Source organism: Pseudoflavonifractor sp. MCC625 (genome assembly GCF_018784545.1).
In the GTDB taxonomy this organism is placed as follows: domain Bacteria; phylum Bacillota; class Clostridia; order Oscillospirales; family Oscillospiraceae; genus Pseudoflavonifractor_A; species Pseudoflavonifractor_A gallinarum.
Map to the genome: position 1 here is coordinate 198,104 of NZ_WQOJ01000014.1, position 25,252 is coordinate 223,355.

Consider the following 25,252-nt stretch of genomic DNA (forward strand, 5'->3'; position numbering starts at 1 on the left):
GTTTCTAATTCTTTCTATCAGTGCTTGTGCGTGATAGCGGCTTCCATGATGTTGCCATACGCCCAGTTGCTCTGGCTGACATCGGGGAACGGACAAGCCATGCTGTGCAGTTCGGTTGCCGTTTCATAGTTTCTGCCGAGCATACGGTTTATCATCGTTACGGTTTCAGCGCGGGTGATGTACTGCTCCGGTCGGAAGGTGCCGTCCGTATAGCCGCTGATTAAGCCGTACTGCACCGCTTGACGAATATAGCTGCTGTACCATTTGCCGTCTGCCACATCAGAGAAGGTCTTGGTACTGCTGGTCATAATCAAGCCTTCCTTTGCTGCGATACGCGACAAGGCCGTTGCCATCTCGGCACGAGTGATTGCAGATTCCGGTTTGAACACGCCGCCGTTATAGCCTACCATGTAGCCTTCCTTGGACGCTGCTTCAACCCAGCGATACGACCAGCGGTTATTGGCAACATCGGTATACGAGGATTGCTCCGGTTCGGCAGTTTCCTTTTCCAGCGCGTCAATCAGCATTTTCGCGGTCTGTTCGCGGGTGATATTGCGTTCGGCATGGAACATACCATCGGTAAAGCCGTTGATATACAGCTTGTGTTCTACCTTGGGCGTTGCAGGTGTGCCGCCGCCACCGCCGCCGATACCGCCGCCGCCACCGCTGGTAACATCGGTAGTGAGGGTCAGCTTTACCTTGGAATATTCAGAGCCGGTGTTGTCCTTGATTTGGATTGTGATACTGAAATTCGTATTCAGCGGAATATCCGTCAAAGCCTTCACATAGATACCGCTGCTATCCGCAGTAACCTGCACCTTGGTATCATCAAAGGTCACAACATACTCGTCCGGTCTAAGCAGCACCTTTGCCGTGCTGCCGGTAGTCAGCGACTTGTTCAGCAGCAGCGCATACAGATTTACCGTGCCGTCCTTGCTGACCGTAACCGTGGAACGAGTGCCGGTAAGCTGGTGCTGTTCGCTTGCCGCACCATCGGTAAAGTTTCCGGTGTTGTTCGGCATATCCTTCAAGACAGCGCCGGTCATGTAGTTATTGTTCAGATACACCTTTGCACCTGCGTCATGCCGTGCTTTGAGCGTAGCAGGAACAAAACCGCGCAGATAAGTGTTTTCCAAATGAATCTCGGTCAACGCGGTATGCGTAAATGCGTCCGGTAATACACCGCGCAGAGGATTCGTGTCCAGCGCGAGATATTGCAGGTCTGCCAGATTAGCAATACCGGCAGAGATTTCGCCTTCCAGCTTGTTTTCGGACAGGTCTAAAATCTGCAAACCGGAAAGCGTGTACAGTGTTTCGGGAATCGTGCCGGTCAATCCGCACTGCCACGCCGAAAGCGAGATAAGATTAGTTAGCGCGGACAGGTCGGGAATCGTACCGCCGATAGCATTTTCCGAAAGGTTCAAGTATTTCAGACTGCTCATACCGGCAACTGCCGCAGGAAAACCGCCGGTCAACTGATTTCCCATGAGGTTCAGCACCTCAATCTGGGTATTGCTCAAAATCGTGTCCGGTATCGTACCAGTGTACTGGTTATCTTTGAGAACCAGCGTTTTCAATGCGGGCATTGTACCAAACTCGGAAGGAATCGCACCTGCATAATCATTGCCGCCCAAGTCTACATTTTGCAGTTTCGGGAGCGTATAGAGCGCAGACGGAATATCTCCGCTCAAATGATTATCCGAGAGGAACAGATACCGCAATTCACTAAGTTCCCCGATTGCAGCCGGTATATGTCCGGTGATGTTCTGACCTTTTAGACCAATGCTCTTGATTTCCACAAGGTCTTCCGCTCCGGTGATGGTATCCAGTGTGCGCTGCTGGGCGTTCAGCAAACGCTCAATCTCATTGATGAACCATGTCTGTCCATCACAGGCGGCAATAAATCGTTTGGCATATTCCGTCTGTGGGTTTGGCGTAAAGTCTACTGCGCCTGCCGTGAGTGGTGCGTATAGCTGCAACAGCAAGGCTATTACAAGCAATACGCTGATTCGTGTGCGTTTCATTTTTCGATCGCTCCCTTTCTTTTGCGCCCAAACAGTAAAAAAAGGGCGCAGTACCGCATGGATAGTAGTCCACACAGTACTGCGCCCGTAATGCGGGGACTGGTTTAGGTAACTGGCTGTCATGCGATTGCTGGACAATCGTTTAGATCCTATAGCTTTGCGCCGCAGAGTTTCCTCTGTTTTGCCATTTCTGCCATTCTCCTAAGAGTTTGGGTTATTTTGCTATTCAAATTATACTAAGTTACTGGGTGTTTGTCAATTATTACTTTGTCAATTTCGACAAAAATATTTTTATACTTAAACAAGTACTTGTTTAAAATTGTGTACTGCTTACGTCGGAGAGGGTCTATTGTTATAGACTTCAAAGTTTTTTTCTCTGCGCTCGCCGCCGCGAGAATGGTGAGGGGGTGCTGCGGCTGTGGGTAACTGCCGCAAGGGAGTTATCCATCAACCGCAGCAGGGGGAGAGGAAAGACGCGGGCGGCGCGGATTTCGTTCCTCTCCCCTCACCTCAAAAGCGGTTTTTACCGGCGTTTTGATAAGATATTAGCATATCGCACAAAAACTGAAGTTGAATCTTGTGCATGATTAAAAATATTTTTCAGGGGCTATTCCATTGACCACATTTCGGCGTTATAGTAAAAGAGGAAATATTTCCAATGTCCTTTGACAACCGCATACTCAGGCATCAGGTACAAATTCGGCGCGGAGAGCTGCAGCGGAAAGCTGTGAACTGTGGGTGGCTCCTATCATGGCAATGACCCGCGCGGAAGATAATGATACTCCCGACCAGTCACCGTCCGAGCGTGAAAACGTCGCAGGCAATGAGGTCGGACAACGGATAGGTGAAATTCCTGTGGAATCGGTACGCCGCCGATCGCTTGGTGCTTCCCGCAGTCGGGGGTGAGGCCGAATAGACTGACAGTAACAGTATAAATCATTATAAAACCGGAAGAATACCGCTTCTTTGCGTGTATTCTTCCGGTTTCGCACTTCATGGAGGTTTTACATGTCATTTGATTACGAAATTTTATCACAGAATGATCTGCTGGAACTGTTTCCGTTCGGCCGGTCAAAACTCAACGCCTTACTGCGGGCCGGTGTTCTGCCCGTCACCAAAGTTGGACGTGATTACATCACCATTCGAGCAGAACTTGACCGCTGGTTCGCGGCCAATCGCGGACGTGAAATCTTCTATTAACCAGACGTTGCGAACCATGCAGAGTATGGCGTATAATAACAATGTTAGCTGTTGTAGCTGCCGCACCGGGTCAGGAGCGAAAATGAGCAATACAACAGAAAAAGTAACGAAAACGAATCGTCATTACGGGGAGGGCAGTATTTATCAGCACAAAGATGGCCGCTGGGTAGCAAAATACCGCGATGAAGCCATGGCGAAACCGCAGTACCTTTATGGTTCGACCGAAGCTGAGGTTCGCCGCAAGCTGCGGGATTGGAAAAAGCAGACGGCACGCGGTCTGACTGCGTGCAAGAAAGTGTTTTTTCGTGATTATGCAGATAACTGGTTTTACACGTTCAAGCAGCACTCTGTCGAAAACAGCAGTTTTGACCGTTACGAAAGCATTTATTTGCATCATATCAAGCCTGTATTGGGCGATATTCAGATTGCGTCTATCCGCAGTGAGGAGATTCAGAATCTGCTGGTTGCGAAAAGCAAAACGCTTTCGTACAGTGTAGTGAAGAAGATCAATTTCCTTTTGTCGGAACTGTTTCAGTATGCTCATTCCGAGGGCGATATTGCGAAGAATCCCATGCGCAATGTGAAGATGCCGAAAAAGACGCTGTTCAAACCGGAACGCGAAATCATCGCGCTGGAAAGCGAGGAAGTGCGGGCGTTGGAGCAGGTAGCAGTAATGAAGCGAAAGAACGGTCTGCCGTTGATTACGCACGCGAATCTGATTGTGTTCCTCGTGCATACCGGTTTGCGCTGCGGTGAGTTGCAGGCTTTGAAATGGTCTGACATTGACTTTTGCAGTAAAACGGTTACAGTGAACAAGAACCTGTCTATGGTCTGCGACCGCGACCGAAACGGTGAACGGAAGAATCACAAAAAGGCGAAAATCAAGGGCACGAAAACGACAAGCGGCAACCGCATTGTTCCGCTGAACACAAAGGCGATTGCCGCTTTGAAAAACCTGCACACCATCTACCGCAAGAAAGGAATTTGCAGTCCGAATGTGGTAGCGTCGCTCAATGGCAATATGCTGTCTAACGACCAGTTGCAGCGTGTACTCCATCGTGTGCTGAAATATGCTGAAATCAGCAAGCCGTTCACGCTTCACCAGCTTCGTCACACCTTTGCAACACAGACACTTAACGCCGGTGTCCCGATTACCGTAGTAAGCAAGTGGCTCGGACACGCGAATGTATCTGTTACTTATAACACCTATATTCATGTGTTGGAATCCGTAGAAACTACGGCGGTAACGCTTCTCGAAGCTATCTAAAAATTTTCAAAGCCACTTTGGTATATATTCGGTATCACGACAAAGGGAAAATGCCGAAATTGTTAGATGTGGTGCGGGGTTTTAGTAAAAGAGGGATAGATCTGCGGTTTGATCGCTCACCAATACTGTGATATCGAAGTCTATGATGAAAACGCATAACTTCCCGTAACACGAAAACAGGCTGCTAAAAAGCAGCCTGTTTTTGTTCGTAACCGTCAAACATCCCCACAAAGAAAAGCGTGCGATGTGGATTTTTTGCTCAGAGAGACACTCAATGCGCCAGAACAGCTTAAGCAATATTGAAAGAAATCATTGCCGCCGACACTGACAAAGTAAGAATATGCAGCAATATAATCCGTTTTCCTGTTTTCGTGTATTATTTGAATTGCTATCCTTCGATAGCATGCTTAATGTCGCTGTTGTTATTTTATCGATTATTTCCAAACTGGCGAAGGAAGTCTTCCGGCAGCATGGGTTTACCAATCTTATAGCCTTGCAGCTTATCACATCCGAGTTTTTTCAGTAATTCGATCTGGCTGTCTGTTTCGATACCCTCTGCCACACAGCGCATATTCAAATCGTGGCACAGGTCGACAACATGTTTGATGACAAGCTGTTCACGGTCGATGTGTTCAGCCTTGTCGATCAAACCTTTATCAATTTTTGCAACGCTGATCTGCGGCAGATAAAGCATTTCAAGGCAGGAAGCCTCGGTGCCAAGGTCATCAATTGCCAGCGAAATACCTCGTTGTTTCACTTCATCCAACAGACTGTACAGGGACTCCAGCTGAATGTTTTGCGAAGATTCCGTGATCTCAAAGATAAGCTGCGCCGGGTCAGCACCGGTCTCGGAAAGAATTTGATCGATCCGCTCCAGAAAGTCTGGCTCCATCAGTGTGTTGCGTGAAAAGTTTACATTGAGCACAATATCCGGCCATACCGGTTTCCATTTCTGGATCAGTTCGCAGGCTTGCCGCAGCATTGTGAAGTCCACCATAGAGATCATGTGCTCACGCTCCATAACGTCAATGAATTCCACGGGTGCCTGGATATTACCATGCGGATCGATTTTACGGACGAGAACTTCTGCACCGTAAACACGGTTATACTGGATACTGTAAAGCGGCTGCAAATATGGGATAAAGGTGCTGTCCCGAAACTCCTGCAATAGTGCGTCCAGATAGCCGGGGCGACTATCTTTTAATTCGGCATTTGCGGCGTAGAACTTATTCTTTGCTGTCTGCATTGCTTTCTCTGCCTTGCGAACGGCAATACCCGTATCTTCTTCTTTTCCCCATACAAAACCAAACGATGCAATGTTTTTCTCGTCAAACAGCGCCGCCTCCAGTTTTTTTGCGGCGCTCATAAAAACCTTATAATCAACATCTGGCCAGATCATAACGAACTCATCGCCGCTGATGCGGTAGATATACTGCTGTTCGATGTGCTCGTTGAGAATAGTGCAAATCTTTTGGATCACTTTGTTGCCCATGTCATGACCGAGCGTATCGTTGATCCATTTCATCCCATTGATGTCCAAAAATCCTACGCCTACCGGAAACTCCTTTCCGCGCAAATGATCCAACATCTCGTCATAGGCCAAGCGGTTGTTTAGACCGGTCAGCGGGTCCTGATAGCTTTTTTTCGTCAGTGCTTCTGTAAGCAGGCGCTTTTGCAGCTCGTTTGCAATGATATAAGTAAGCTGCGTTAACAACGTCAGCGCATCCATGTGGCTACGGGGATTATCGATTCCAAGAAAGCCGTGCAGTTTGCCATTTATAAAAATGGGAACGGCAATAAGACTCTTGATCCCCTGCGGATGCAGGCAATCATACTCAAGGCGGTGGGTAGGATCATCCTTGAGTGCATCAACATCTCCGATAAAGATGATGGTATTCTGTTCCTGGTCCTCAAAACTATCCACCCATCGTGCTACTACATCAACGGGCACTGTCTGCAGATTCTCAATCTGCGGAGAGATACCATCTCTGCAAATTTCGTAGGTATTCCGAGTAAGATTTTCCTTCCATTGAAATTCAAATATGTAGGTACGATCCGCATCGTAATATTCGAGGATAGTCGTCAGCCCAGAGTTGACCGCTGCTGTGAAGTCATCGTTCATGACAAGGTTTTCAATACAGTCAAGCAGCTTCTTTTCCACTGACAGATCGTTCCGTGCGCTATCCAGTTCTGTGGTCTGATTCAAATTTTTGTGAATATCCATATCTGCAATTTCCTTTGTCTATCTCTGTATCAATCAGTAAATCTTTCTTTGCGCGGAATATATGGTATCATTCTGAGAACCTTCTCCAAGCGCTCCACCAGTGGTCAAGCGCTTGGAGAAGGCTGGGGCAAATGCCCCAGCTTTCCGTGAAAAATAGGAATCGTTCGCAACATCCTTAACTCTGGCTGTGTCTTGAACGGGGAAAAACAACTCTACTCTCACTATGCCGCAAGCATAGTGAATGTATAGATATTTGCCGTCTTGGAGTAGCAGAGGGGATGTTGTCATTCTTTGAGAGCCACTGCTCCGAAAATTCCTTGTTGTATTACTGATACTGCTTCCAGTCAGGTACGCTCGTCAGCTTCGTCCAGCTTTCGCCGACCTCGCCCTGACGGTTGAAGTCATGGCTGTTCGTGGCCTCCTGTACGGCGAGGTAGTGCCAGTCGGACGGCTTGTTGTCCGGCCACGTTACCATGCTGTCCAGCAGGTCGCTTTCGCTCTGCGGCATACGGCAGAGCACGCGGTTGATCATCGTCATAGCCTCAGCGCGGGTGATGCGGGCGTCGGGGTGGAATGTGCCGTCCGGATAGCCCGAAATCCAGCCGAACGCCGCCGCTCTCTCGATCTCGTTTTCCGCCCAGTGACCGGAAATGTCGGAGAAGCTGCCGTTGTTCTCGACCGGTTTGGTGTTGAAGCGCGCACAGATCGCCGCAAATTCCGCACGAGTGATCGAGGCATCGGGGTCAAAGCTGTCCGCACGGCGGCCCTTGACGATGCCGAGCTTCGCCATCGTGGAAATCGCCTTGTTGTGCCACTGTCCATTCGTTACATCAGCAAATATATTTTCAGTGGTCAAGTTGCCATCACGAACTTCCTTCTTGAGCAGGCGGAAGAAAATCGTTGCAACTTCGGCGCGGCTGATGTTCGCGTTCGGACGGACAGTGCCATCGGAGTAACCGACTACATAGGCGTAGTGGTCATCGCCGTTCAGCATATCCGGCACAGTGGATGCCTTCCAGCCAGCATAGACGGTCTTCTCGCTGGTCATCTTGATGCTGCTGATCTTTTGAGTCAGTTCCTTATCCGCATACCAGCCGGTAAAGGTATAACTCTCGCGGGTCGGGGTCTTATCGAGCGTCACCTTCGTGCCGGAAGAATAGCGCTCATCCTTGTAAGCCGTGCCGCCGTTCGACTCATAGTGCAGCGTATAGCGGGTCGAATGATGGGAGGAGGAACTGTTCTTTGCCCACTGTGCGGTATAAACGGCATTGTCCGTTACCGTTGCGGCTACGGACGGCTCCCAGCCGGTAAAGGTATAACCGCTGCGAGTCGGCGTTCCGCCGGTAAATGCAGGGGTGGGTGTTCCACGGCGCAGGTCGCTGGTTACCTCATCCGCAAAGCTGGTGCCGCCGATACCGTCTGTGTAGGTAACAGAAAACTTTTGGATTGCTCCGTACAGAACAAGGCTCTTCGCCTGAGAAGAAGTTCCCGTTTCTGCCGTATAATCAGTATCTGAAATAATTCCCTTATGGTTGTGTGTAAAATGCGACAGATACGGCTCGGCATCTGCTACGCTATAGGTTGCTGTGCCATAAGTAATCGCACCGGGGGCAACAACTACTCTGCCATCCAAGGATTCATTTTTAAAAGAAGTCAATTCATAATCGTTCATCGTATCCGATGCGCCGACCAAAGTTACAAAACGGTTGGTGGAAATTCCTCCGCTTGTATCAAAGCGGCAGCCGATACGAATATCGCCGCTGATGTTAGCTTTTGTGCCGTCAAGATAGAGGCTGCCATCCTGGTAAACTGCGTTTCCGTAATAGCTTCGCTCCGAAGCATCATCATAGTGGGGGTATCCGTCAGTTGCCTTATTGTCCTGAATGGTACCGCCCAGCAGATAAGCAGCCGCGTCTGTATCATTGATGAAGATGCCGCCACCTTGTTTAGCTTCGTTATCGGAAATTTTGCCGTCGGTCATGTAGAACGAGTCTCCCTTGCCGTACAGGAAAACACCGCCGCCCTTAGAGAATGTCTTATTGTCCGAAATCGTACCGCCGCTCATTTCTACGGTGCTGGAGTAATCATCTGCTTTACTGGTCCACAGAGCAATCGCGCCACCGCCATTACGGCCTGTATTTTGGGTAATCTCCGCATTACCGGAAATCTTGACGCTTGCATTGCCGTTCCAATAGCGATCAGCCGCATAAACAGAGATCGCACCACCGTATCCGGCTGTATTGCCGGAAATCGTACCCCCGGTCATAATAAATTCGTTGGTCAAATCCACAGAATTTTTTGGTGTACCAAGAATGGCAACCGCACCGCCAAAAGCACTTCGGTCACTTGCCGCTTTATTGTTTTGAATGTTTCCGCCGGTCATAGTCAATTTAGCCGGAGCATCATAACTCTCATCATAGTCAGCACGATTTGCACGAATCAGAATTGCACCGCCATGGGCACTTTGTGTATGGTCAGTATCAAAGTAATCACCAACTGCGGTATTTCCGCTAAGCATACCGCCGTTCAGCTCCATCTCGCCGCTGAGATAGATGCCGCCGCCCTGTTCAGCAAAACAGTCGGTTACGGCGGAGCCATCATTCATAATCAGCTTTGCAGTGCTATCAACTACGATACCGCCGCCCCAGTCATTTGTTCCTGTGTTTCCTGAATGACCGCTCCGATGAACTGCACGTCCGTTGCAGACCGTTGCACCGTTTTCTAATGTGAGCTGGCTTTCAGGGCAAACACGGATGCAGCGAATATCCTGTGCCTCAGCATCAATCGTCATATTTTCAAGCGTGAGGTTCGTCGCTGTAGCTGTGCCGTTTTCAACACCAACCTCAATCATATAAAGGTCAGTAGAAGTGTCTTTTTGATAGGTAATCTTCTTTGCAGTTTCATCGGCTTTGCCCGCCAGCGTTACTGATTTATCACCGGTCAGAACAAGATTTCCAACTAGTTTAATATCAGAAAGCAGGCAGATCGTATCTCCGTCAGCTGCCTTCGTAAATGCCGCACCAATTGTTTTAAGGGGTGCGTTCTCGTCGCCGACAGCTGAATCATCGCCGGTTTCGGATACATATATAAAACTGTACCGCTGCTTGTTCCGGGAGCCGCAGCGGCCAGCGCAGCAGTCGGAAGCATGGTCATGAGCAGACTCAGTGTCAACAGCCATGACAATAATTTCGTTTTCACATCAAATGCTCCTTTACACATAGTAATACCTGCCAAGATAAGACCAATAAGGCGATATTCTGACAGGTTTCTGATCTTGCGCGGCAGTTCTTTCGTCCGCCGCATTGATGCTGTTCTGTCCTCCTTCAGTGCAATGACAGTTGCGAGATGCCAAAAGGTGTACTTTTTGGCATCTTCACTGCCTATAATTTTTCTCTATTATAGCACGGTTTCATAGGAATTACTACTATTAAACCTTTATTATGTACAATGTCTACTTTGACTAACAAAAAAGTACACATTCTCGCATTCTCGGTTAAATTCATTTTATACTTTGTTTGATTTTAAATGCCTTGTTGCGAAAGGTAGACAACGGCATTCTGCATCCTCGCGCTGCGGCTGTGCCTGTTATTTCGCCTTTTTCCCAACGTCGATACACCTCTTCAAAATTTCCGGGTAAAGGTTTCGGGGGTCGCCCAAAGCGAACCCCTTTCGCTTTTGCAGCCGCGATACCTTCCGCTTGCCGCTGGCGGATATTAATACGCTCGTTTTCCGCAACAAAGGACAACACTTGTAATACGATATCGCTGAGGAAGGTTCCCATCAGATCCTTTCCGCGCCGGGTGTCTAGCAGTGGCATATCCAAAACCATAATGTCGATGCCTTTATCTTTCGTAAGAATCCGCTATTGTGCTAATATTTCCTCATAATTGCGTCCCAGACGGTCTATACTCTTGATGCAGAGAAGATCGTCTTTTTTCATTTTACGCAGCAGTTTTTTATACTGTGGCCGTTCAAAATCTTTACCCGATTGCTTATCTATAAAGATATTTCTCTCCGGCACAGCCAATTCCCTCAGTGCAATCATCTGCCTGTCCTCATTCTGTTCTTTCGTTGAAACCCGGACATATCCGTAAATCTCTGCTATTGTCAACACTTCCTTTTCTTCCATACGATATCATAGCCGAGAATATCAGCAATCTCGACAGCTTCAGTATAACTGAAAGTGCCGCGACGCAGTTTACCGGACAGGTTCTGCATACAGCTGCTCCGCCCGTACTTTTCAGCGAGCTGTGCAGCCATGCACGTCAATGTCATACCATTTGCAATGATATATCCCTTTACCTCGTGTCCGTAGTTTCTTGCATTTGCTCTTTTCATGTTATCCTCCCATACAAGTTATCCGACACCCAGTATTGCACTTAACACTGGGTGTCGAATTTTTCATCATTATGAATACATCGGCACTCCATACCCATAAATTCGCGCATCGCCTACTGGATAGCTATTCTCCCGACAGGCATCGCCAGAGTTACCTTCTACGGTGTACACCGTACCGCCTTCCGTTTTTTCGACAATACCCACATGATCCGGTACGCCATCGCCGCCCCAGTCAAAGAAGATAATGTCACCGGCACACGGTTCGTAATCACGCTCCTGCCACTGACTGCGTGCCTTGAACCAGTCCGAACCATCACTGCACAGCGAAAAGCTCGGAATCACTCCCGCATCAATATAGCCGCACTCGTTCGCGCACCAGCTGACAAAGCAAGCACACCACTCCACACGTGATGTGAAGCCGTACCAGCTCCAGTAAGGCTGACCACCCACATTACCAAGCTGCGACAGCGCTATTGTCACGATTTCACCATCACCTGTTCCGATACCGTAAAGTACGGAACTCCAAAGCGACCGATACTTCTCATCCAACAATTCTGCCAGCTGCTTTTTCTGGTCAGCATTAAAATGATACTGATCTGCCATCTCGTCAGTAGTTTTATGCGAAATTGTAATGTACAGATATACTACCGTTGTCTTATCTTTGCCGCTACCTTTTGTATGGCGCTCCACACGATAGGAAATGCTGTTCATATCCCAAAAGACCTTACGCAGCAGCTCCAGCTTCATATCATTCATTGATGCCACCTCCTGACCATCACTCTGGTCGGATGTGGTCTTTACTGCATAAATCGAAAGGATTTCCGGCCATGTGGCTCTCGAACCGGATAGGATCAATTTATCATAGGGATTGTCTGTTTTGATTTTTTCTATCTTCTCGTTATACTCCTGATTGATTTCTCGTGCTGCGTCCCGCATGGTCATGCCAGTGCCGCTGTCTTCGCCTGAGAAAAAGATACCAAAGCAGGAGCCTGCCATCATGCCAATCAAGCACACAACAACAATCACCATGCAGGTCACTCCACTGCCGGCAGTCAGAGCCGCAACCATCGACCGCATACCGGCAATAATTGCCCTAAGCACCTCTTTCGTGGCTTCTGCCGCTCGTTTAGACATGGTTGCCGTCCGCTTTGTCGCTGCTCGAAATGTCTGGGCCGAAATTTCAGCAGATTTCACTGCAGCCTCCGCCGAACGATGCTGAACCGCAGTTGCATACTGCGCTGTTTGTCTGGCTGACTGCACCCTTCGTGCAGCAGTCTTGATTCTCAACCGAGTTGTCTTAGGCGAAATTGCCTCTTTTGCAGCAGTTTTGCTGCTGTGCAATACTGTTTCTCTCGACTTTATGACGCTTTTTTCTGGATTTGCACTATGCTGTGAACCATGCACTACGCAATCATGGAAACTCGTTTCGGCAGGTTTAATAGTCCGATCTGAACCTGCAATCGCAGACTGCCGCTCTTTGATTCGAGCAGATTTCAACTTCTTGGCAGCTTTGCTCTTTGCCAATGTACGTCCCTGTTCCACCGGGTCATTTGAAACTCTACTCACAGTCTGCTGTCCGATTTTTATTCTCGGAGCATCTTTTCCGGCAGTTTTCCGGTTCGTTTTCACTTGTTGTGCACGAATTGCAGCCTGCCGTTGCGATTGTTTCTGAGGTGTGATGTCATTTTCACCCCATGGCTGATTGGGCATCGCCGGCTCCTGCATCGGTTCCGCATATCGTTCCCTGCGCTGCTTGATTGCCGCTGTTCCTTTTTTCACTGCCAGTTTTGCACCAGCCGCAGCAACACGAGCAGTATCTTCCGCCGCATTTTCCGCTGCTCGTTGCACCTTGTCCCCAGCATAGGCATTGGGATTTTCCGAACGGTCATCTGTCAAATTTGTAAACTGTTCTTTGGAACGGATATATACCTCCTTCATGCGTTCTCCCGCAACCGCCGCCTTATCCAACGTCTTAATGCCTTGCACCTTTTCTCTTGTCTTGATCTTTGGCATTTTCCTACTCACCTCCATACGCAGAAACGGGCAGGATTACTCCTGCCCGTGTGCAAACTGACCCTCACCAGGTCGGGTCGTCATCAGCTCATACAGTTTCGTATTCTGCGGAAAACGGTTGATGAACGGCACCAGTGCGCTGCCATATTTAATCAGGCCGCAGCCTGCATCTGCGTTGGTGATATAGCTCATCTGCTCATTCGAGATATTCAGCAAATGCGCCAGCTTTTCACGGTCGGATGCTGCCTGATTGAGCATGACAATAAACTCCGAGTTAGAGAGCATGGTACTTGCCTGAACGGAATCCAGCAGATACTCCACATTCTGCGTGATAGCGGTCGGGTACGCATTTCTCTTTCGAAACTGCCGCCATGCCGAATTGAAAAAGGCCGCACTGAACTCGTTTTCAAACATGACATGGAACTCATCAATGAATACATGCGTGCGCTTGCCGCGTTTCCAGTTGAGCGTTACGCGGTTCAGCATGGTATCCGTAATAACCAGATGGCCGATCGGCTTCAACTGTTCACCCAGTCCATGAATGTCAAACACAACCACCCGCTTGTCCAGATTGACCGTGCTTTTATGACCGAAAATATCCAGAGAACCGGTGGTAAACAGCTCCAGTGCAAGCGCAATGTCCTTGGCCTTTTCTTCTGGCTGATCGAGCAGCATTTCACGCAGTGTTGACAACGTGGGCACTGTGCCGGACTGCTCCGCTTCCTGATATACCGCCGCAACGCATCGGTCAATGATGGACTTCTGCTGCGGACCGACACCGTTCGGGTCAATACGCTCTACCAGTGACATGATAAACTGCGATTTCACTACAATCGGGTTGTTCTCGCCATAGCCATCAACCATGTACATGGCGTTCAGTCTATCCTTACCGCCAGCCGAAACACGAATCACAGACGAAATATCGCCCATTGCTTCCGCAAGCGGCGCATATTCTCCTTCCGGGTCACAGATCAGGATATCATCATCGGTATTCAGAATCAGGAACGTAATCAGCTCCTTTGCATTGAACGATTTGCCGCTGCCAGGCACACCCAACAGAAATGCAGACTGGTTCAGCAGGTTCGCTTTATTGCACATGATGAGATTATGCGAAATCGCATTCTCTCCAAAGAAGATGCCGCCCTTATCCTGGATTTCCTGTACCTTGAACGGCATAAACACTGCAAGGCTTTCCGTTGTCAGCGTTCGAAAAACATCAATCCTGCGAGAGCCGATTGGCAGCACTGTATTCAGTCCATCAAGCTGCTGATATTTCAGCACAGCCAGCTGACACATATGCTTTCGGGCAAGCGCCTGTACGGTTTCTGTATCTGCGTCCAACTGCTCCTTGGTATCTGCCGTAAGCACCATTGTCAGCACTGCGAACATCATGCGCTGATCACGGGTGGTCAGGTCGTCAAGGAATTCCTTGCTCTCCTTGCGCTGAAGCTCCATATCATACGGAACAACAGCAGAGAAGTTGTTGTTTGCATTTTGGCGGCGCTGCCAGTTCGTAATGTTTGTTTCCACACCCAACAGGCGGCTCTCCACCTCATGCACTGCCTCATCGGTCGGAATGGGCAGAATATCAATGGAAAGCATCATATTGCGGTTCAGGTCAGTCAGTTCCGTAACCATGCTGTCCTTAATGTAGCTGGCATAGTCTTTGAGAAACAGCACCCGGCAATACTGATCGCCCAGAATCAGATGATCCTTGTTCTTTTCAATGGAGTCAGGGCAGATAAAATCCCGAATATCATGGCCCTTTCTCGCCATGCTCTTAATGTCGAAGTCAAACGTAGTTTCCTCACCGGCACGGTAAAAATCATGCAGCATACGCAGGCGTTCTGCCGCCGTCAGTTCCATACACTTGGAACCGAGCGCTGCAAAATGTGCCGACAGGTCAGCGCCAATGCGTGAAAAATACGTTCTTGCTTCCTCCACGTCCTTTCTGGCTACCGAGACCGTCAGGTATTTCTCCTGCATGATACCGTTTGCGCCCGTAGCCTTGTCCAGCAGCATCTGGTTATATTCCTTGCGGTACTGGTCCAGTCCGTCCTCCTTCATCGGCATTAGAATGGATTTTTCAAAGCTGGCGCGGTTCTGACGATGGTTATAAATCGTCAGTTTGGTAGTCGCGCCGCTGTCCAGACTGTTCAGCAGTTCCGAATAGGTCAGGAACATACTCTCCTTATCCTCGCGGGAGGCCACCAAATAGTTAATATCCGTAAACCGATACATCTTAGTGAACTTGCTGCCCACCTGAAAAATACCGTCCGGCCAGATGCGCCTGATAGGGATGACATCCTGCACTTTGCGAGGTACCTTGTAGCGTTCCTTATCCTGCTTCATGATGGTACGAATACTCTTAATCATGGTTCTTCATTCCCTCTTTCTCTTTCTTCTCCAGCTCAGGCTTTAACGCTTCATAATAGATATTATTCGACTGGAATCGAATGACTTTTGGCTCCAGCACTTCTGACCGCAGCCATGCCCATACAAACTGCTCGGCCGTCATACCGTGATATGTCACAAATCCCATAGCAGCAAACGGGGCAGCACCAAGGATACACATCCATGAAACCGTTTCTGTGCCGACATACGGTTTGAGGACAAAGTACAGCAGAATCGCTACACTAGCTGCAAGCACTGTAAACACGCACTGCCGCATAGACAGTCCGAAGAACATGGATTCGGTATAGTTCCGAATCTCTCGATTGATTTTAACTTCCAATGCCTTTCCCTCCTTACAGTCCCATCATCTCATGCACAATTCTGTCTGCCATTTTTATCGAGCCAACCAGAATCAGCATATTGAAAATCAGTTCGCCAATATAACTCCATACCATGGATGCTGCTGCCGCATCCACATCAACCACCGGCGGCGATGCTGCAAATACGCTGAATATAATGCAGGCAAGGACGATAATCGCTCCCTCCAGGCAAACCGCAGCATAACCTTTTAAGAAACTCTTACCGATGTTCTGGCTTGGTTCTCCTGCAAAGCTGGACAGCGGAATCGGCGCAATTGCCGTGTACATGAACATCTTAAAAAACCGCCCATAAACACTTAGAATCATCACAAAAGACAGCACCCAAATGAACAGTCCGCCGATCAGCGTGACGGCCCACAGAGGAATGCTTTCAAAAAAGCCGCATTCTTCTACGGCTGTAATAATCTCCTGTGGCAATACCGTCTGCTGTGCTCCTCCAAATCCTGCGGCATTCATAATCGAAGAAATAACGCCCTGTACAATATTGAGCAGAGCCAGCATCAATTCCATGCCGTAGGAAATCAGTCCTTTGGCAAGGGCGAACCGCACAAACAGCTTTACTGCGTGTTCAGGCTTCTTGATTTCCGCAAAGCTGCCGCAGGTTTTCATCACGCCAACCACAAAGAAAACCACCAGAAGCGCATATCCAATCGCCTGGAGTGCGCCATGAATGCTGACGATCACACTCCAAATCGCGCCGCCCTTAAAGTTTTCTGGCGACTGCGTAATGAGCAGCCAAATCTCTGACAGCTTATCATTCCATGTTTCCAGCGCATTGGTCAGGTTTTGTACGACCCAGTTATCCGACACTTCAAGCACCTCCTTCCGGGGCAGGCATCATGCCTGCCCCAAACTGTTGGATAACGTATCTTAGCCGCCGGTAATCAGCGTCAGGATTTCCTTGGCAAAGGTGATGACAATGCCGCCTGCCAGTGTCAGGAAGCCGTTAGAACGCTGAGAGGGGTCATGGGACTGAAGCGACAGACCTACCTGCACGATACCCCAGCCAAGCAGGATCAGACCAACAGCGCGAATCAGGCCGAAAATAAAATTGCTCAGGTTGTTGATCACTGCCAGCGGATCGTCTGCCGCAAACGCCGGGACGGTGCAGCAGCAGAGCACTGCCGCAGCCATCACCGCCGTACAGTAGCGACGGAAGCCCTTTTTCACCTTGTCAGGCACCGGCTTCCGGTTTTCATTTTTGTTTTTCATGTTGTTTTTCCTCCATCTTCTTGAAATGTTCTTCTAGCTCCTCTTCTGTGAGAAGCACGAAGTCATGTTGACTGGAAACGGTCAGTTTCTCTGCCTTTTTAGCAAGTTCAGCGTCCAGTACGACAGATGCGATACTGCGTGTGTCCTGTCCATGCTGGTAAGGCTCCATACCGCCGTCTGTGGTGAGTTTCACATTCGGATGTTTCAAAACATCGTATTTGAAGTCTTTGACCGGTCGCTCACCGCGTATAAAAAGAAGTGCGTAGCGGTTGTCCAGCATACGCACTTCATCAGGTGTCATCAGCTCTCGGCCTGTGATCTGCCAGTTGACCGAGTAGCTGCCGTTTCTACCTTTGGATTGTCCATAGGTGTTCGTATCAATCGTTTCCTTGCCGAGCAGCTTGGACACATATTCATGCGTAGACTGCTCGTTACCGCCGAGATACAGGAACTCATCACAGTTGCCCACGATGCTTTCCCACTGTTTTTCGAATAATGCTTTCAGCTGTGCAAGGTTTTGGATAATAATGCTCACTGAAATCTCACGGCTGCGCATCGTAGCCAGCAGCTTATCAAACTCATCGGGCAGGGCGACATTTGCAAACTCGTCCATCACAAAATGCACATGAACCGGCAGTCTGCCGCCATGAACAATGTCTGCCTGGTAGTAAAGCTGTTGAAACAGCTGCGTGTACAGCATACCGACAAGGAAATTGAAGCTGCTGTCATTATCCGGAATCACTGCAAACACAGCCGTTTTCTTCTCGCCTACGCTCCATAGCTCCATTTCATCGGTCTGCGTAATACCAGCAAGGGACTCCAGATTGAACTTCTCCAGTCTGGCAACCAGTGTGATTTGAATGGATTTCAGCGTTTTGCCGCTGCCAGAATGGTAGTTGCGATAATATTTCAGGGCAATGTGCTCCGGATTACGCATCTCCAGTCGGTCGAACAGTTCGTCCAGCGGCGAAACAAAACCATCATCGTCCTCATGCACTTCACCCGCTCGAATCATCTCCATCACCGTGGGGAAGTTCTGTTCGTCCTCCGGGGCTTCATAATGAAGATAAAAAATTAGAGCCAGCAGAAGCATTTGCGCCGCCTGATCCCAGAAAGGGTCCTGCGACTGACTGCCTTTAGGTGTGGTATTCTTAAACAGGTTCGTCACAAGGCGCTGAATATCATTATCATTCCGCAGATAGACAAACGGATTGTAACAGTGGCTTTTCTCCATATTGATGAGATCGATCACCTTAATTTCATAGCCCTTGGATTTCAGAAGATTGCCTGTATCGCGCAGGAGTTCGCCCTTTGGGTCAAGACAAACAAAGCTGGTATTCGCATTCATCACATTGGGTTTTGCAAAAAAGCGCGTCTTGCCAGCACCGCTGCCGCCGCAGCACAGAATATTCAGATTTCGTCGGTGCTTTCGACCATCAAGTCCGATTGCAACAGTCTGCGTCAGGATTTTATTTTCTGGCGCAGCCTTATTTGCATACTTTCGACTGATTTCCCTTGGAGAACCCCACTGTGCTGAACCATGCTCCTCGCGCCTGCGGTAATTTCGGTCACTCGAGAGAAATACCGCCAAAGCCAACCCGTAAATCAGTAGAAAAATAAGGACAGCTCGGAGACTATCCCTACAAAGCATGATATGAAACGGATTTGCAAATGCGGCACCGGCATTCTTAATCAAACCGATCAATCCATCATCTAAATACGGAGCGAACAACAGCGCTATCCAGATGACCGGTATGCAACCGCAGGCATAGCAGATCAGGCTTACTGGCGAAAACTTATCTTGCTTCATTCCGCCACAGCCCCCGTTTCCGTTTGGGCGGTGCGTCGATCACTTTGAGAAGCAAGTCATCAATATCGTCCGTCGGCTTACCATCCCGGATTGCATCGTTACGGTAATCTGCCAGACCACGCACCATAAGCCGCTGCTCGTGTTCCTCCAGCGTTACAACTTTCTTATCAGATGCCATCTTTGTCACCGTTCCTCTCTGTTGGCGTTCTCTCTTTGCGGCTGTTTCCGGTCATGCGTATCCAGCACTCGGTTCATATCACCAATCATCACGTTGGAAACACGCCTGATCGTACTAAGCTCCTGTCTTGCGCTCTTGGCGTCCATACCGCCAAACTCCGCTGGCATTCGATCAAAACGAAACGTCTCGCAGGACAGCTGATTTTTCCTGCACAGCACATACGCAACCGAATATGCCGTAAAGGCAGGGTTGCAGCAGGTCAGTTTTTTCTGTTTCAGATGGACCTTTGCAATTTCCTGTGCCAGTCCGCGAAACAGCGGTTCTGCATCCGTGCCCTGACGAACGTAAATCTTGCTGTCCGCTGGCTGATACAGTACATTCACTCGTTCCGGCAGGTCGTCCGAAACCTCAATTTCGCAAGGCCGATGATCAACCAGCGCATTCAGCAGCAACTTTTTATCATGGGATACCAACGTCTCATGCTTCTGCAAAGCCGTTGTCTGCGACACATCGAACACCTTTTTCACCTTGTAAGAGGTCTTAACCGTACCGTCCTGATTCGTATATTCCTGTCCGGGTTCCAGAAGGTTGATGGCGCAAACCCCTTTCTTGATGTGAACACCAGTGTTCTTCCAGGCAGCAAAGTCTGCCAGCTGCGTCGCATCCGGACACTGATGGGCAATCAGCAGCGCATTACTGGCAGAATACCGGTCAAACTGCGCCTGAATATTCAGAAACGCCTGAAACTTCTCACCGCTGCTGACTGCCGCGACCGCTGCATCGTCAATCATTTGATAGACAACTTTGCGCTCCTCACGTTTCTGTTTTGCCCATTTTTCCTTATCAAAAGGTTCAGCATTGCTGTTCTGAACCAGACCGTCATTGTTTTCCATGCTCAACGCTCCTTTCTCTTCCTGCGCTTCTTCTTTGGGGCATGATGCTCAGTCGCAGGCATTTTCTCAGCACGGTCCTTCGCTTTCTCTGCGGCCTTCGCAGCCTGCTCTGCCTTAATGTCTTTCAGTTCCTGCCGTACAGATGGCCGTACCCGTTCTCGATTAGAGATATCCCGCTCGCTTCGTTCGCTGGGCCTTGAGATAGGCTCGGACTGAGGGGATTTTGTCGTCCGAGCCTGTGCGGGGTTTGGTGTATGCCCCTCTTGCTCCTTGTCCGGTTTCTGCAACATGGAATCTACCAACTGTGCCGTTTTATCCGACTCGGCTGCGCTGCGCTCCGGTTCCGGAAATTCCTCTGCGGCTTTCTCGCGGCGGCTGCGTTCGATTTCACTCTTAACGCTGCCCATATCAACCGTTGCAAGCTGAAAACGCTCAAAAATGCGGTTGATCTTGCTTGCATCCTCCGCTCGAACCATCACATCCGTAATACCGTCATCAGCATTCCTGTCCTTCAGCACGCAGTACAGCACACCATACTTCTTGGATGCCTCGCAAAACTGCTTCAGATCAGTGTCCTTCACAGCAAAGACTTTCAGTTCTTTGCCGCTTCGCAGCATATTCGTCAGCCGCGTCTTACCCTTGGTCTTTTTCTGTTCACGCAGAATGGCATACAGAAGAACAGCGACCTGTTTCGCGCCTGCACCGGTGATTTTGGCGGCAACTTCAGCCCCTTCCAGCGACATTCTCACGACCTGTTCTGCCGCGTCGCCCGAATAACTCATGCTCATCTCGCTCCTTTCGTTCCAGTTTCTTCTGTTTATTCAGCCGTTCCAACTTCTCTCGCACTTGTTCGGAACGCTTTGCTATTTCACTACATAAAACCACCTCCTTTCGCTTCGCTCTGATCTCCGCAGTCAGGTCCTTAATCTGTGCCTTGACTGCATCATCAACACCATTTCTGCGTTTAACGCATTTCAGTTCATTTCGCAATTCATGTCGTTTTCCAACGAGTGCCTGTACCGCAGCTTCTACATTTGATTGATATGCAGATAAATCTTCACCTGTACGGATGTGGTTTCTTGCCAAAAGCCTTGTCTGCGCATCCAGTCGATCCAGTTTGGTAACATCCTCTTTCAGTAAAAAAGACACCCGCTTTACGGATGTCGGATGCTTCACCAGAATATGCAGTTCATAACAGTATCGAAAATACAGGGCTTGAAGGCCTGTCACTGATCTGCGCACGTTTCCGCGCACTCGATATTTACGTGGTGCATGATGCTCTACAGCAGGAAACGGATACTGCTTTGAGATGTTGTCCAAAATACGATCTTTAATCGCATCGAGCGAATACTCCTCGCCCAGCTTGTGAAAGCGAAAATATCCTTTGGCATCCGGCGGCTTGATTGCGGGGTATTTGAGCGGCTCACCACTCTTTCCGCGCGTCTTCAGTTCATACCCCATCTCCTGCATGATGCGGATAAAATCCCGTTCCGTAGTCGATGCCCGGATTGCCCGGTTAATATCAGCGCGAATCATGCTGCGGTACGTTGGTTTGCCATTCTTTTCGGCAGACCACTGTGCGTAGTGTTTTCCTTTGCCGCTCGGCACATCAATCACAGAAATTGCATGCTCTCGACATAAGCGATCTGATATTTTTCTCATCTCGGCATAATCCGACTTCGAATTATTGAACTTATAGCCGTCTGCCCATGAAACCGAGTTGATTACAAAATGATTGTGGTAATGGCCTGTGTTGCAGTGTGTAGCAATTACAACTTCAAATCGTTCTCCCCACAATTCTTCTGCTAATTCCACTCCGATTGCATGGGCGGTTTCCGCTGTCACTTCACCTTCCGCAAAAGACTGATACCCATGGAAGCACAACCGCCCATCAGGTTTTCCCCAGTATCGTTTCGTTTCCATCATTTGCGCTGCTGCATCGTCTTCTCGGCAATTCAGGCACGAAACATATGCGCGTTCCTCCGTCTTGATTGTATCCGCCGCATATTCAATCACGTTGTCAATTGCATGAAGTGAAGCTTGTGCCACCAAAGATCTTTCCCTTGTCTTCGCCGGATTTCGCGCATAATTGATCACATGGTCCAAGCGACTCTTGACCGGCCAAATTGAAGTGACTGCCATATCAGTCTTCCGGCATCGTATATGCCGCCGTAATCATCTTCTCAACTTTGCGGTTCTCCGTCAGCGCTTCGCGCAGCTTGGGTACATCGAGCATGCCGCGCGCATTCGCCATGCGCAGGATCTGATCGATGTTGTAGCCAACGCGACGCACCTCATTGATCAGCATCGGCACGTCTGCAGAAGGCGCTTCCTTGATCTCCGCGCCATTCAGTAGGTGGCGGCAAAAGCTCTCACGGGACAGGCCGGACTTGCGAACCTTCTTGGTCAGGCTCTCCAGTTCGTCCTTGGTAAAATAGATTTCTACACGGCAATTTCTCTTACGCATATTTTTCTTCCTTTCTAATTGTCAGCATGGTATACTGTGGTCAGGAGTTGATTTTATGACTACACAGCAGTTTAATAGACGTGTTGCGGCAGTAAAGACCGCTGATGCAATTAATGCAATCGAAGGTGCACCAGTTTCTGATTATGCCCGGATGCTTTCTCTTAGCTGGGCGAAAGGCGAGATTACTGGCGAACAAATGAAATCCGCACTAATGTCTTTTCATCGAAAGATTGCATCACAGGTACACCAAAATGGCTGATTTATACTTGTATGACGATGTGCCTGTTCTCCGTAATTCGTTAGGCATTAAAGATGAGAACACACTTGATCGAATCGAGGCAGAGCAAAGTCGGGCAAACATGATGCTCCTGTACGAACGCGGTTTTCATGACTTCACCCCATCGGGTCTCTGTGAAATCCACCATTTTCTTTTTGGCGATTTATATGATTGGGCTGGCAAATACCGCATTATCAACATTGAAAAGCGTGAGCGATTGTTAGCTGGTCGCAGTGTTTGGTATAGCAATGATGAGGAAATTCCCAATGATTTGGAAAGTGCATTTTCCGCACTATACCAGCCGAATTGGGATAGTCTGACTCGTGAGCAATTTGTAAGTGCTATCAGTCGATGCTTCCCTCGTATTTGGCAGGTTCATCCTTTCCGCGAGGGCAATACTCATACCGTAGTAATGATGATGACTTTTTTTGTCGAGCAGCACGGCTATTTCATGGATCAGGAATTGCTCGCCGCCAGTGCTGGTTACGTCCGTGATTCTTTCGTCATGGCATCACTGGATCAATTATCTGAATACGAGCATTTGGAACGAATCCTCTTAGATGCTGTTCAAAGCGCACCCATTCACTATGATGTTGAAACGCTCTGCAACTCGATTTCCCCATCGTCAGACCGCTATTCCAAATATCAGAGAGAGCCCTACAAACCTCTACCACATTACAAGCGTGAAACTTGAAGAACGCAGACTGTCATTTCCCACGACAGCCTGCGTTCTCCTTTTTTATTCATTCTGTTAGAGCCAATAGGGGTCATAGGGGTTCTCGCCCCTGTCAAGCTGGATTTGCACAATCAAATCCGTTGCTTGTTAGACCGATACCGCTATGCTCTCTTACGGCAGTTCGGTCTTCTGCCTTTTTCAGCGCTCCCGTTCCTTATCCGATTTGACCGGCATCGGAATTGCAAGAATCTGATCATCAATCTGCACAAATCGTTCAGGGCGCTTATACTTTTCGGTGTAGCGCTTCAGCTGTTCCTCGCTCAAACTCTTGAAGTTCTCCGTACTGCAATCGCACACAAAAAAGTTTCCCGCCACAATATCATAGATGCGATTGTCTTCATCCCGCAAGGCGCGGTTCAGCGGAAGTCCCTGCAGCTTGCCTTCCTCATTGCAGACCAGACACACAGTTTCTTCAAACGGATAGACCGCCTGAATATAACCGCTAACCGTTTTCTGCATTCCTTCTAGAGAACCATCAATCTCTGCAACACGCGCTGCCTTGCCCGGCTCCACCAGAACAACTCGCATCGTTCTCGTATCCAGTTTCTGTGTCTGTTCGGGCTCAAACTTCACAGGCTGAAAGCCAATGCTGTCACAGAAATAGAAGCCAGCATTTTCACCGTTAACAATCTCGACCACATCAGAAACCGACAGCGAGTGTCCCTGAAAATCTTCCGGGCAGTCACAGTTGAACATCTGATATACGCCTTCCAGCGTATCGACCTCAACCGCTCCCTCAAACTCCTTATCGTAAATCCCACTGTTTACTTCCGAACTTCCCTGAAACTTATCAAGCTGAGAAAGTCCCAAGTACGCAACCCGGTCGTCATCTCTGCTCAAATTGATCTGATAGATTTTAATGTCCATCATCGTTCTCGCTCCTTTCCATTCCGATTTACAATCTCCATTCGCAGATAATCGTTCACATCTTTTCCGGCTCGCGGCGGGCGGTTCAGGACCGTATACTTCTTATCTAAGCCGCCCATAATACTTTCCGCCGCTTGCCGACCCACCCGGTCATTATCCAGATGCAGAACCACCTTCGTAATCTGCGAGTGGTCTTTCAGAAACTGCTCCAGCGCTACCGGCACTACATTCGCCCGTTTACTCGCGAACACGCCTGCCAGCGACAGATACGCGATTTTTCTCCAGTCTTTGTGATACATGATTTTCAGCGATGCATAGCTCATGGCATCAATCGCGGCCTCAAAGACATGAACCTCTCTAACTGGTCTGTCATCCGCAACCAGTGCAAAGGAAAAGTGTTTATCACTGCCGGTTGCCTCGCCCTTGTAATCCGTAGTCATGGAGCGCAGCGCTGCATAACGCCGGGTTCCTTTGGTATCGTATCCGACAAAAATAACATCATTGGCGTTCTCTGACTGAAACAGCAATCCGTGTTGAATGCAATATGCTATGATTTGCGGATGGATTCCTCGGCTCTTTAGATACGCCTCTGCTTTGCTTGTATTGGTGTCCAATGACGGCAAAAGCAGATTTCTCGGGGCAGGCGGCGGTTTCTCGTAGCATATCGGCTGAACAGCCTGCCCGTTGAGCATTTTCACTGCCTCCGGGAACGACATCTCCTTCACCTTAACCAGATAATCCAGTGCCGACCGACCGCCGATATTCTGCGAAAACCAATACCACTTTCCGTTACTGATTTTCAGCGAATCATGCGTTCTGGTGCAGTACGTTTCACCCGAAAAGCGCACCAACTCGCCCGGTTCATACGCTCTGAGGTATGACAGCAGATCCATCTTTCTGGCATTGGCGATTTCTTCTTTTGATACAACCGGCATTACCTCGCCTCCCAGTTCCGGTCCTTTGCCGCTTTCC

21 protein-coding genes, 1 pseudogene and 1 riboswitch are annotated in these 25,252 nt (G+C 49.0%); of the genes and pseudogenes, 4 read left to right on the forward strand and 18 right to left on the reverse strand.

From position 1 onward, the window contains the following. Positions 1–17: 17 nt before the first annotated feature. A complete protein-coding gene (locus GPK94_RS05615; RefSeq protein ID WP_118286302.1) occupies positions 18–2,024 on the reverse strand; it encodes an S-layer homology domain-containing protein in 2,007 nt (668 codons plus the stop codon). A gap of 104 nt (positions 2,025–2,128) precedes the next feature. Then, a riboswitch (cyclic di-GMP riboswitch) is annotated at positions 2,129–2,220 on the reverse strand. Between the two features lie 812 nt (positions 2,221–3,032). On the opposite strand from GPK94_RS05615, the gene GPK94_RS05620 reads away from it, so the two are divergent. Then, on the forward strand, positions 3,033–3,224 hold the full coding sequence (locus GPK94_RS05620) for a helix-turn-helix domain-containing protein (protein WP_158574641.1): 192 nt from the start codon (positions 3,033–3,035) through the stop codon (positions 3,222–3,224). An 82-nt stretch (positions 3,225–3,306) separates the two neighbouring features. Then, positions 3,307–4,491, forward strand: a complete 1,185-nt coding sequence (locus GPK94_RS05625) for a site-specific integrase (protein WP_118285582.1) — start codon at positions 3,307–3,309, stop codon at positions 4,489–4,491. A 427-nt stretch (positions 4,492–4,918) separates the two neighbouring features. On the opposite strand, the gene GPK94_RS05630 is transcribed toward GPK94_RS05625, so the two are convergent. The 15 genes and pseudogenes from GPK94_RS05630 to GPK94_RS05700 form a co-directional block, all read right to left on the reverse strand. Next, a complete protein-coding gene (locus tag GPK94_RS05630) occupies positions 4,919–6,715 on the reverse strand; it encodes a GGDEF domain-containing protein (RefSeq protein ID WP_110436375.1) in 1,797 nt (598 codons plus the stop codon). 325 nt (positions 6,716–7,040) lie between these two features. Beyond that, positions 7,041–9,893 (reverse strand): S-layer homology domain-containing protein, encoded by a 2,853-nt coding sequence (locus GPK94_RS05635; protein ID WP_215654963.1) that lies wholly within the window; start codon positions 9,891–9,893, stop codon positions 7,041–7,043. A gap of 321 nt (positions 9,894–10,214) precedes the next feature. After that, positions 10,215–10,844: pseudogene (locus GPK94_RS05640) on the reverse strand (recombinase family protein). Then, positions 10,823–11,053 carry an LLM class flavin-dependent oxidoreductase gene (locus GPK94_RS05645; RefSeq protein WP_118285591.1) on the reverse strand — a complete coding sequence of 77 codons (231 nt, stop codon included), beginning with the start codon at positions 11,051–11,053 and terminating at the stop codon, positions 10,823–10,825. The pseudogene GPK94_RS05640 and the gene GPK94_RS05645 overlap by 22 nt, the downstream one beginning before the upstream one ends. Before the next feature lie 69 nt (positions 11,054–11,122). Continuing rightward, positions 11,123–13,066: a CHAP domain-containing protein gene (locus tag GPK94_RS05650; protein WP_243022137.1), complete on the reverse strand. Its 1,944-nt coding sequence runs from the start codon at positions 13,064–13,066 to the stop codon at positions 11,123–11,125. A 36-nt stretch (positions 13,067–13,102) separates the two neighbouring features. Continuing rightward, on the reverse strand, positions 13,103–15,442 hold the full coding sequence (locus GPK94_RS05655; RefSeq protein WP_118360352.1) for a DUF87 domain-containing protein: 2,340 nt from the start codon (positions 15,440–15,442) through the stop codon (positions 13,103–13,105). Next, positions 15,435–15,800, reverse strand: coding sequence for a PrgI family protein (locus GPK94_RS05660; protein WP_118285593.1), 366 nt, complete (start codon positions 15,798–15,800; stop codon positions 15,435–15,437). The genes GPK94_RS05655 and GPK94_RS05660 overlap by 8 nt, the downstream gene beginning before the upstream one ends. A gap of 13 nt (positions 15,801–15,813) precedes the next feature. Continuing rightward, positions 15,814–16,650 (reverse strand): hypothetical protein, encoded by an 837-nt coding sequence (locus GPK94_RS05665; protein ID WP_110436367.1) that lies wholly within the window; start codon positions 16,648–16,650, stop codon positions 15,814–15,816. A gap of 60 nt (positions 16,651–16,710) precedes the next feature. Further along, positions 16,711–17,052: a glutamyl-tRNA amidotransferase gene (locus tag GPK94_RS05670; RefSeq protein ID WP_110436366.1), complete on the reverse strand. Its 342-nt coding sequence runs from the start codon at positions 17,050–17,052 to the stop codon at positions 16,711–16,713. Beyond that, a complete protein-coding gene (locus GPK94_RS05675; RefSeq protein WP_110436365.1) occupies positions 17,036–18,862 on the reverse strand; it encodes a type IV secretory system conjugative DNA transfer family protein in 1,827 nt (608 codons plus the stop codon). Before GPK94_RS05675 ends, GPK94_RS05670 begins: the two co-directional genes overlap by 17 nt. Next, positions 18,849–19,040 carry a hypothetical protein gene (locus tag GPK94_RS05680; RefSeq protein WP_110436364.1) on the reverse strand — a complete coding sequence of 64 codons (192 nt, stop codon included), beginning with the start codon at positions 19,038–19,040 and terminating at the stop codon, positions 18,849–18,851. The genes GPK94_RS05675 and GPK94_RS05680 overlap by 14 nt, the downstream gene beginning before the upstream one ends. Positions 19,041–19,045: 5 nt before the next feature. Continuing rightward, on the reverse strand, positions 19,046–19,933 hold the full coding sequence (locus GPK94_RS05685) for an ArdC-like ssDNA-binding domain-containing protein (protein ID WP_243022138.1): 888 nt from the start codon (positions 19,931–19,933) through the stop codon (positions 19,046–19,048). 2 nt (positions 19,934–19,935) lie between these two features. Beyond that, positions 19,936–20,715, reverse strand: a complete 780-nt coding sequence (locus GPK94_RS05690; protein ID WP_110436363.1) for a PcfB family protein — start codon at positions 20,713–20,715, stop codon at positions 19,936–19,938. Further along, positions 20,657–22,075 carry a relaxase/mobilization nuclease domain-containing protein gene (locus tag GPK94_RS05695; protein WP_118360351.1) on the reverse strand — a complete coding sequence of 473 codons (1,419 nt, stop codon included), beginning with the start codon at positions 22,073–22,075 and terminating at the stop codon, positions 20,657–20,659. The genes GPK94_RS05690 and GPK94_RS05695 overlap by 59 nt, the downstream gene beginning before the upstream one ends. A gap of 1 nt (position 22,076) precedes the next feature. Continuing rightward, complete coding sequence (locus GPK94_RS05700) at positions 22,077–22,400, reverse strand: hypothetical protein (protein ID WP_118285596.1); 324 nt, start codon at positions 22,398–22,400, stop codon at positions 22,077–22,079. Positions 22,401–22,455: 55 nt separating this feature from the next. Here GPK94_RS05700 and GPK94_RS05705 point away from each other — a divergent pair, with 55 nt between their 5' ends. After that, positions 22,456–22,659: an antitoxin VbhA family protein gene (locus tag GPK94_RS05705; RefSeq protein WP_110436360.1), complete on the forward strand. Its 204-nt coding sequence runs from the start codon at positions 22,456–22,458 to the stop codon at positions 22,657–22,659. After that, on the forward strand, positions 22,652–23,371 hold the full coding sequence (locus GPK94_RS05710; protein WP_110436359.1) for a Fic family protein: 720 nt from the start codon (positions 22,652–22,654) through the stop codon (positions 23,369–23,371). Before GPK94_RS05705 ends, GPK94_RS05710 begins: the two co-directional genes overlap by 8 nt. Positions 23,372–23,551: 180 nt before the next feature. Here the strand turns inward: GPK94_RS05710 and GPK94_RS05715 are convergent, their stop codons facing one another. Together GPK94_RS05715 and GPK94_RS05720 are read right to left on the reverse strand one after the other, a co-directional pair. Continuing rightward, positions 23,552–24,283 carry a DUF3846 domain-containing protein gene (locus tag GPK94_RS05715; protein ID WP_215654965.1) on the reverse strand — a complete coding sequence of 244 codons (732 nt, stop codon included), beginning with the start codon at positions 24,281–24,283 and terminating at the stop codon, positions 23,552–23,554. Further along, on the reverse strand, positions 24,280–25,215 hold the full coding sequence (locus GPK94_RS05720) for a toprim domain-containing protein (protein ID WP_215654967.1): 936 nt from the start codon (positions 25,213–25,215) through the stop codon (positions 24,280–24,282). Before GPK94_RS05720 ends, GPK94_RS05715 begins: the two co-directional genes overlap by 4 nt. Positions 25,216–25,252 lie beyond the last annotated feature (37 nt).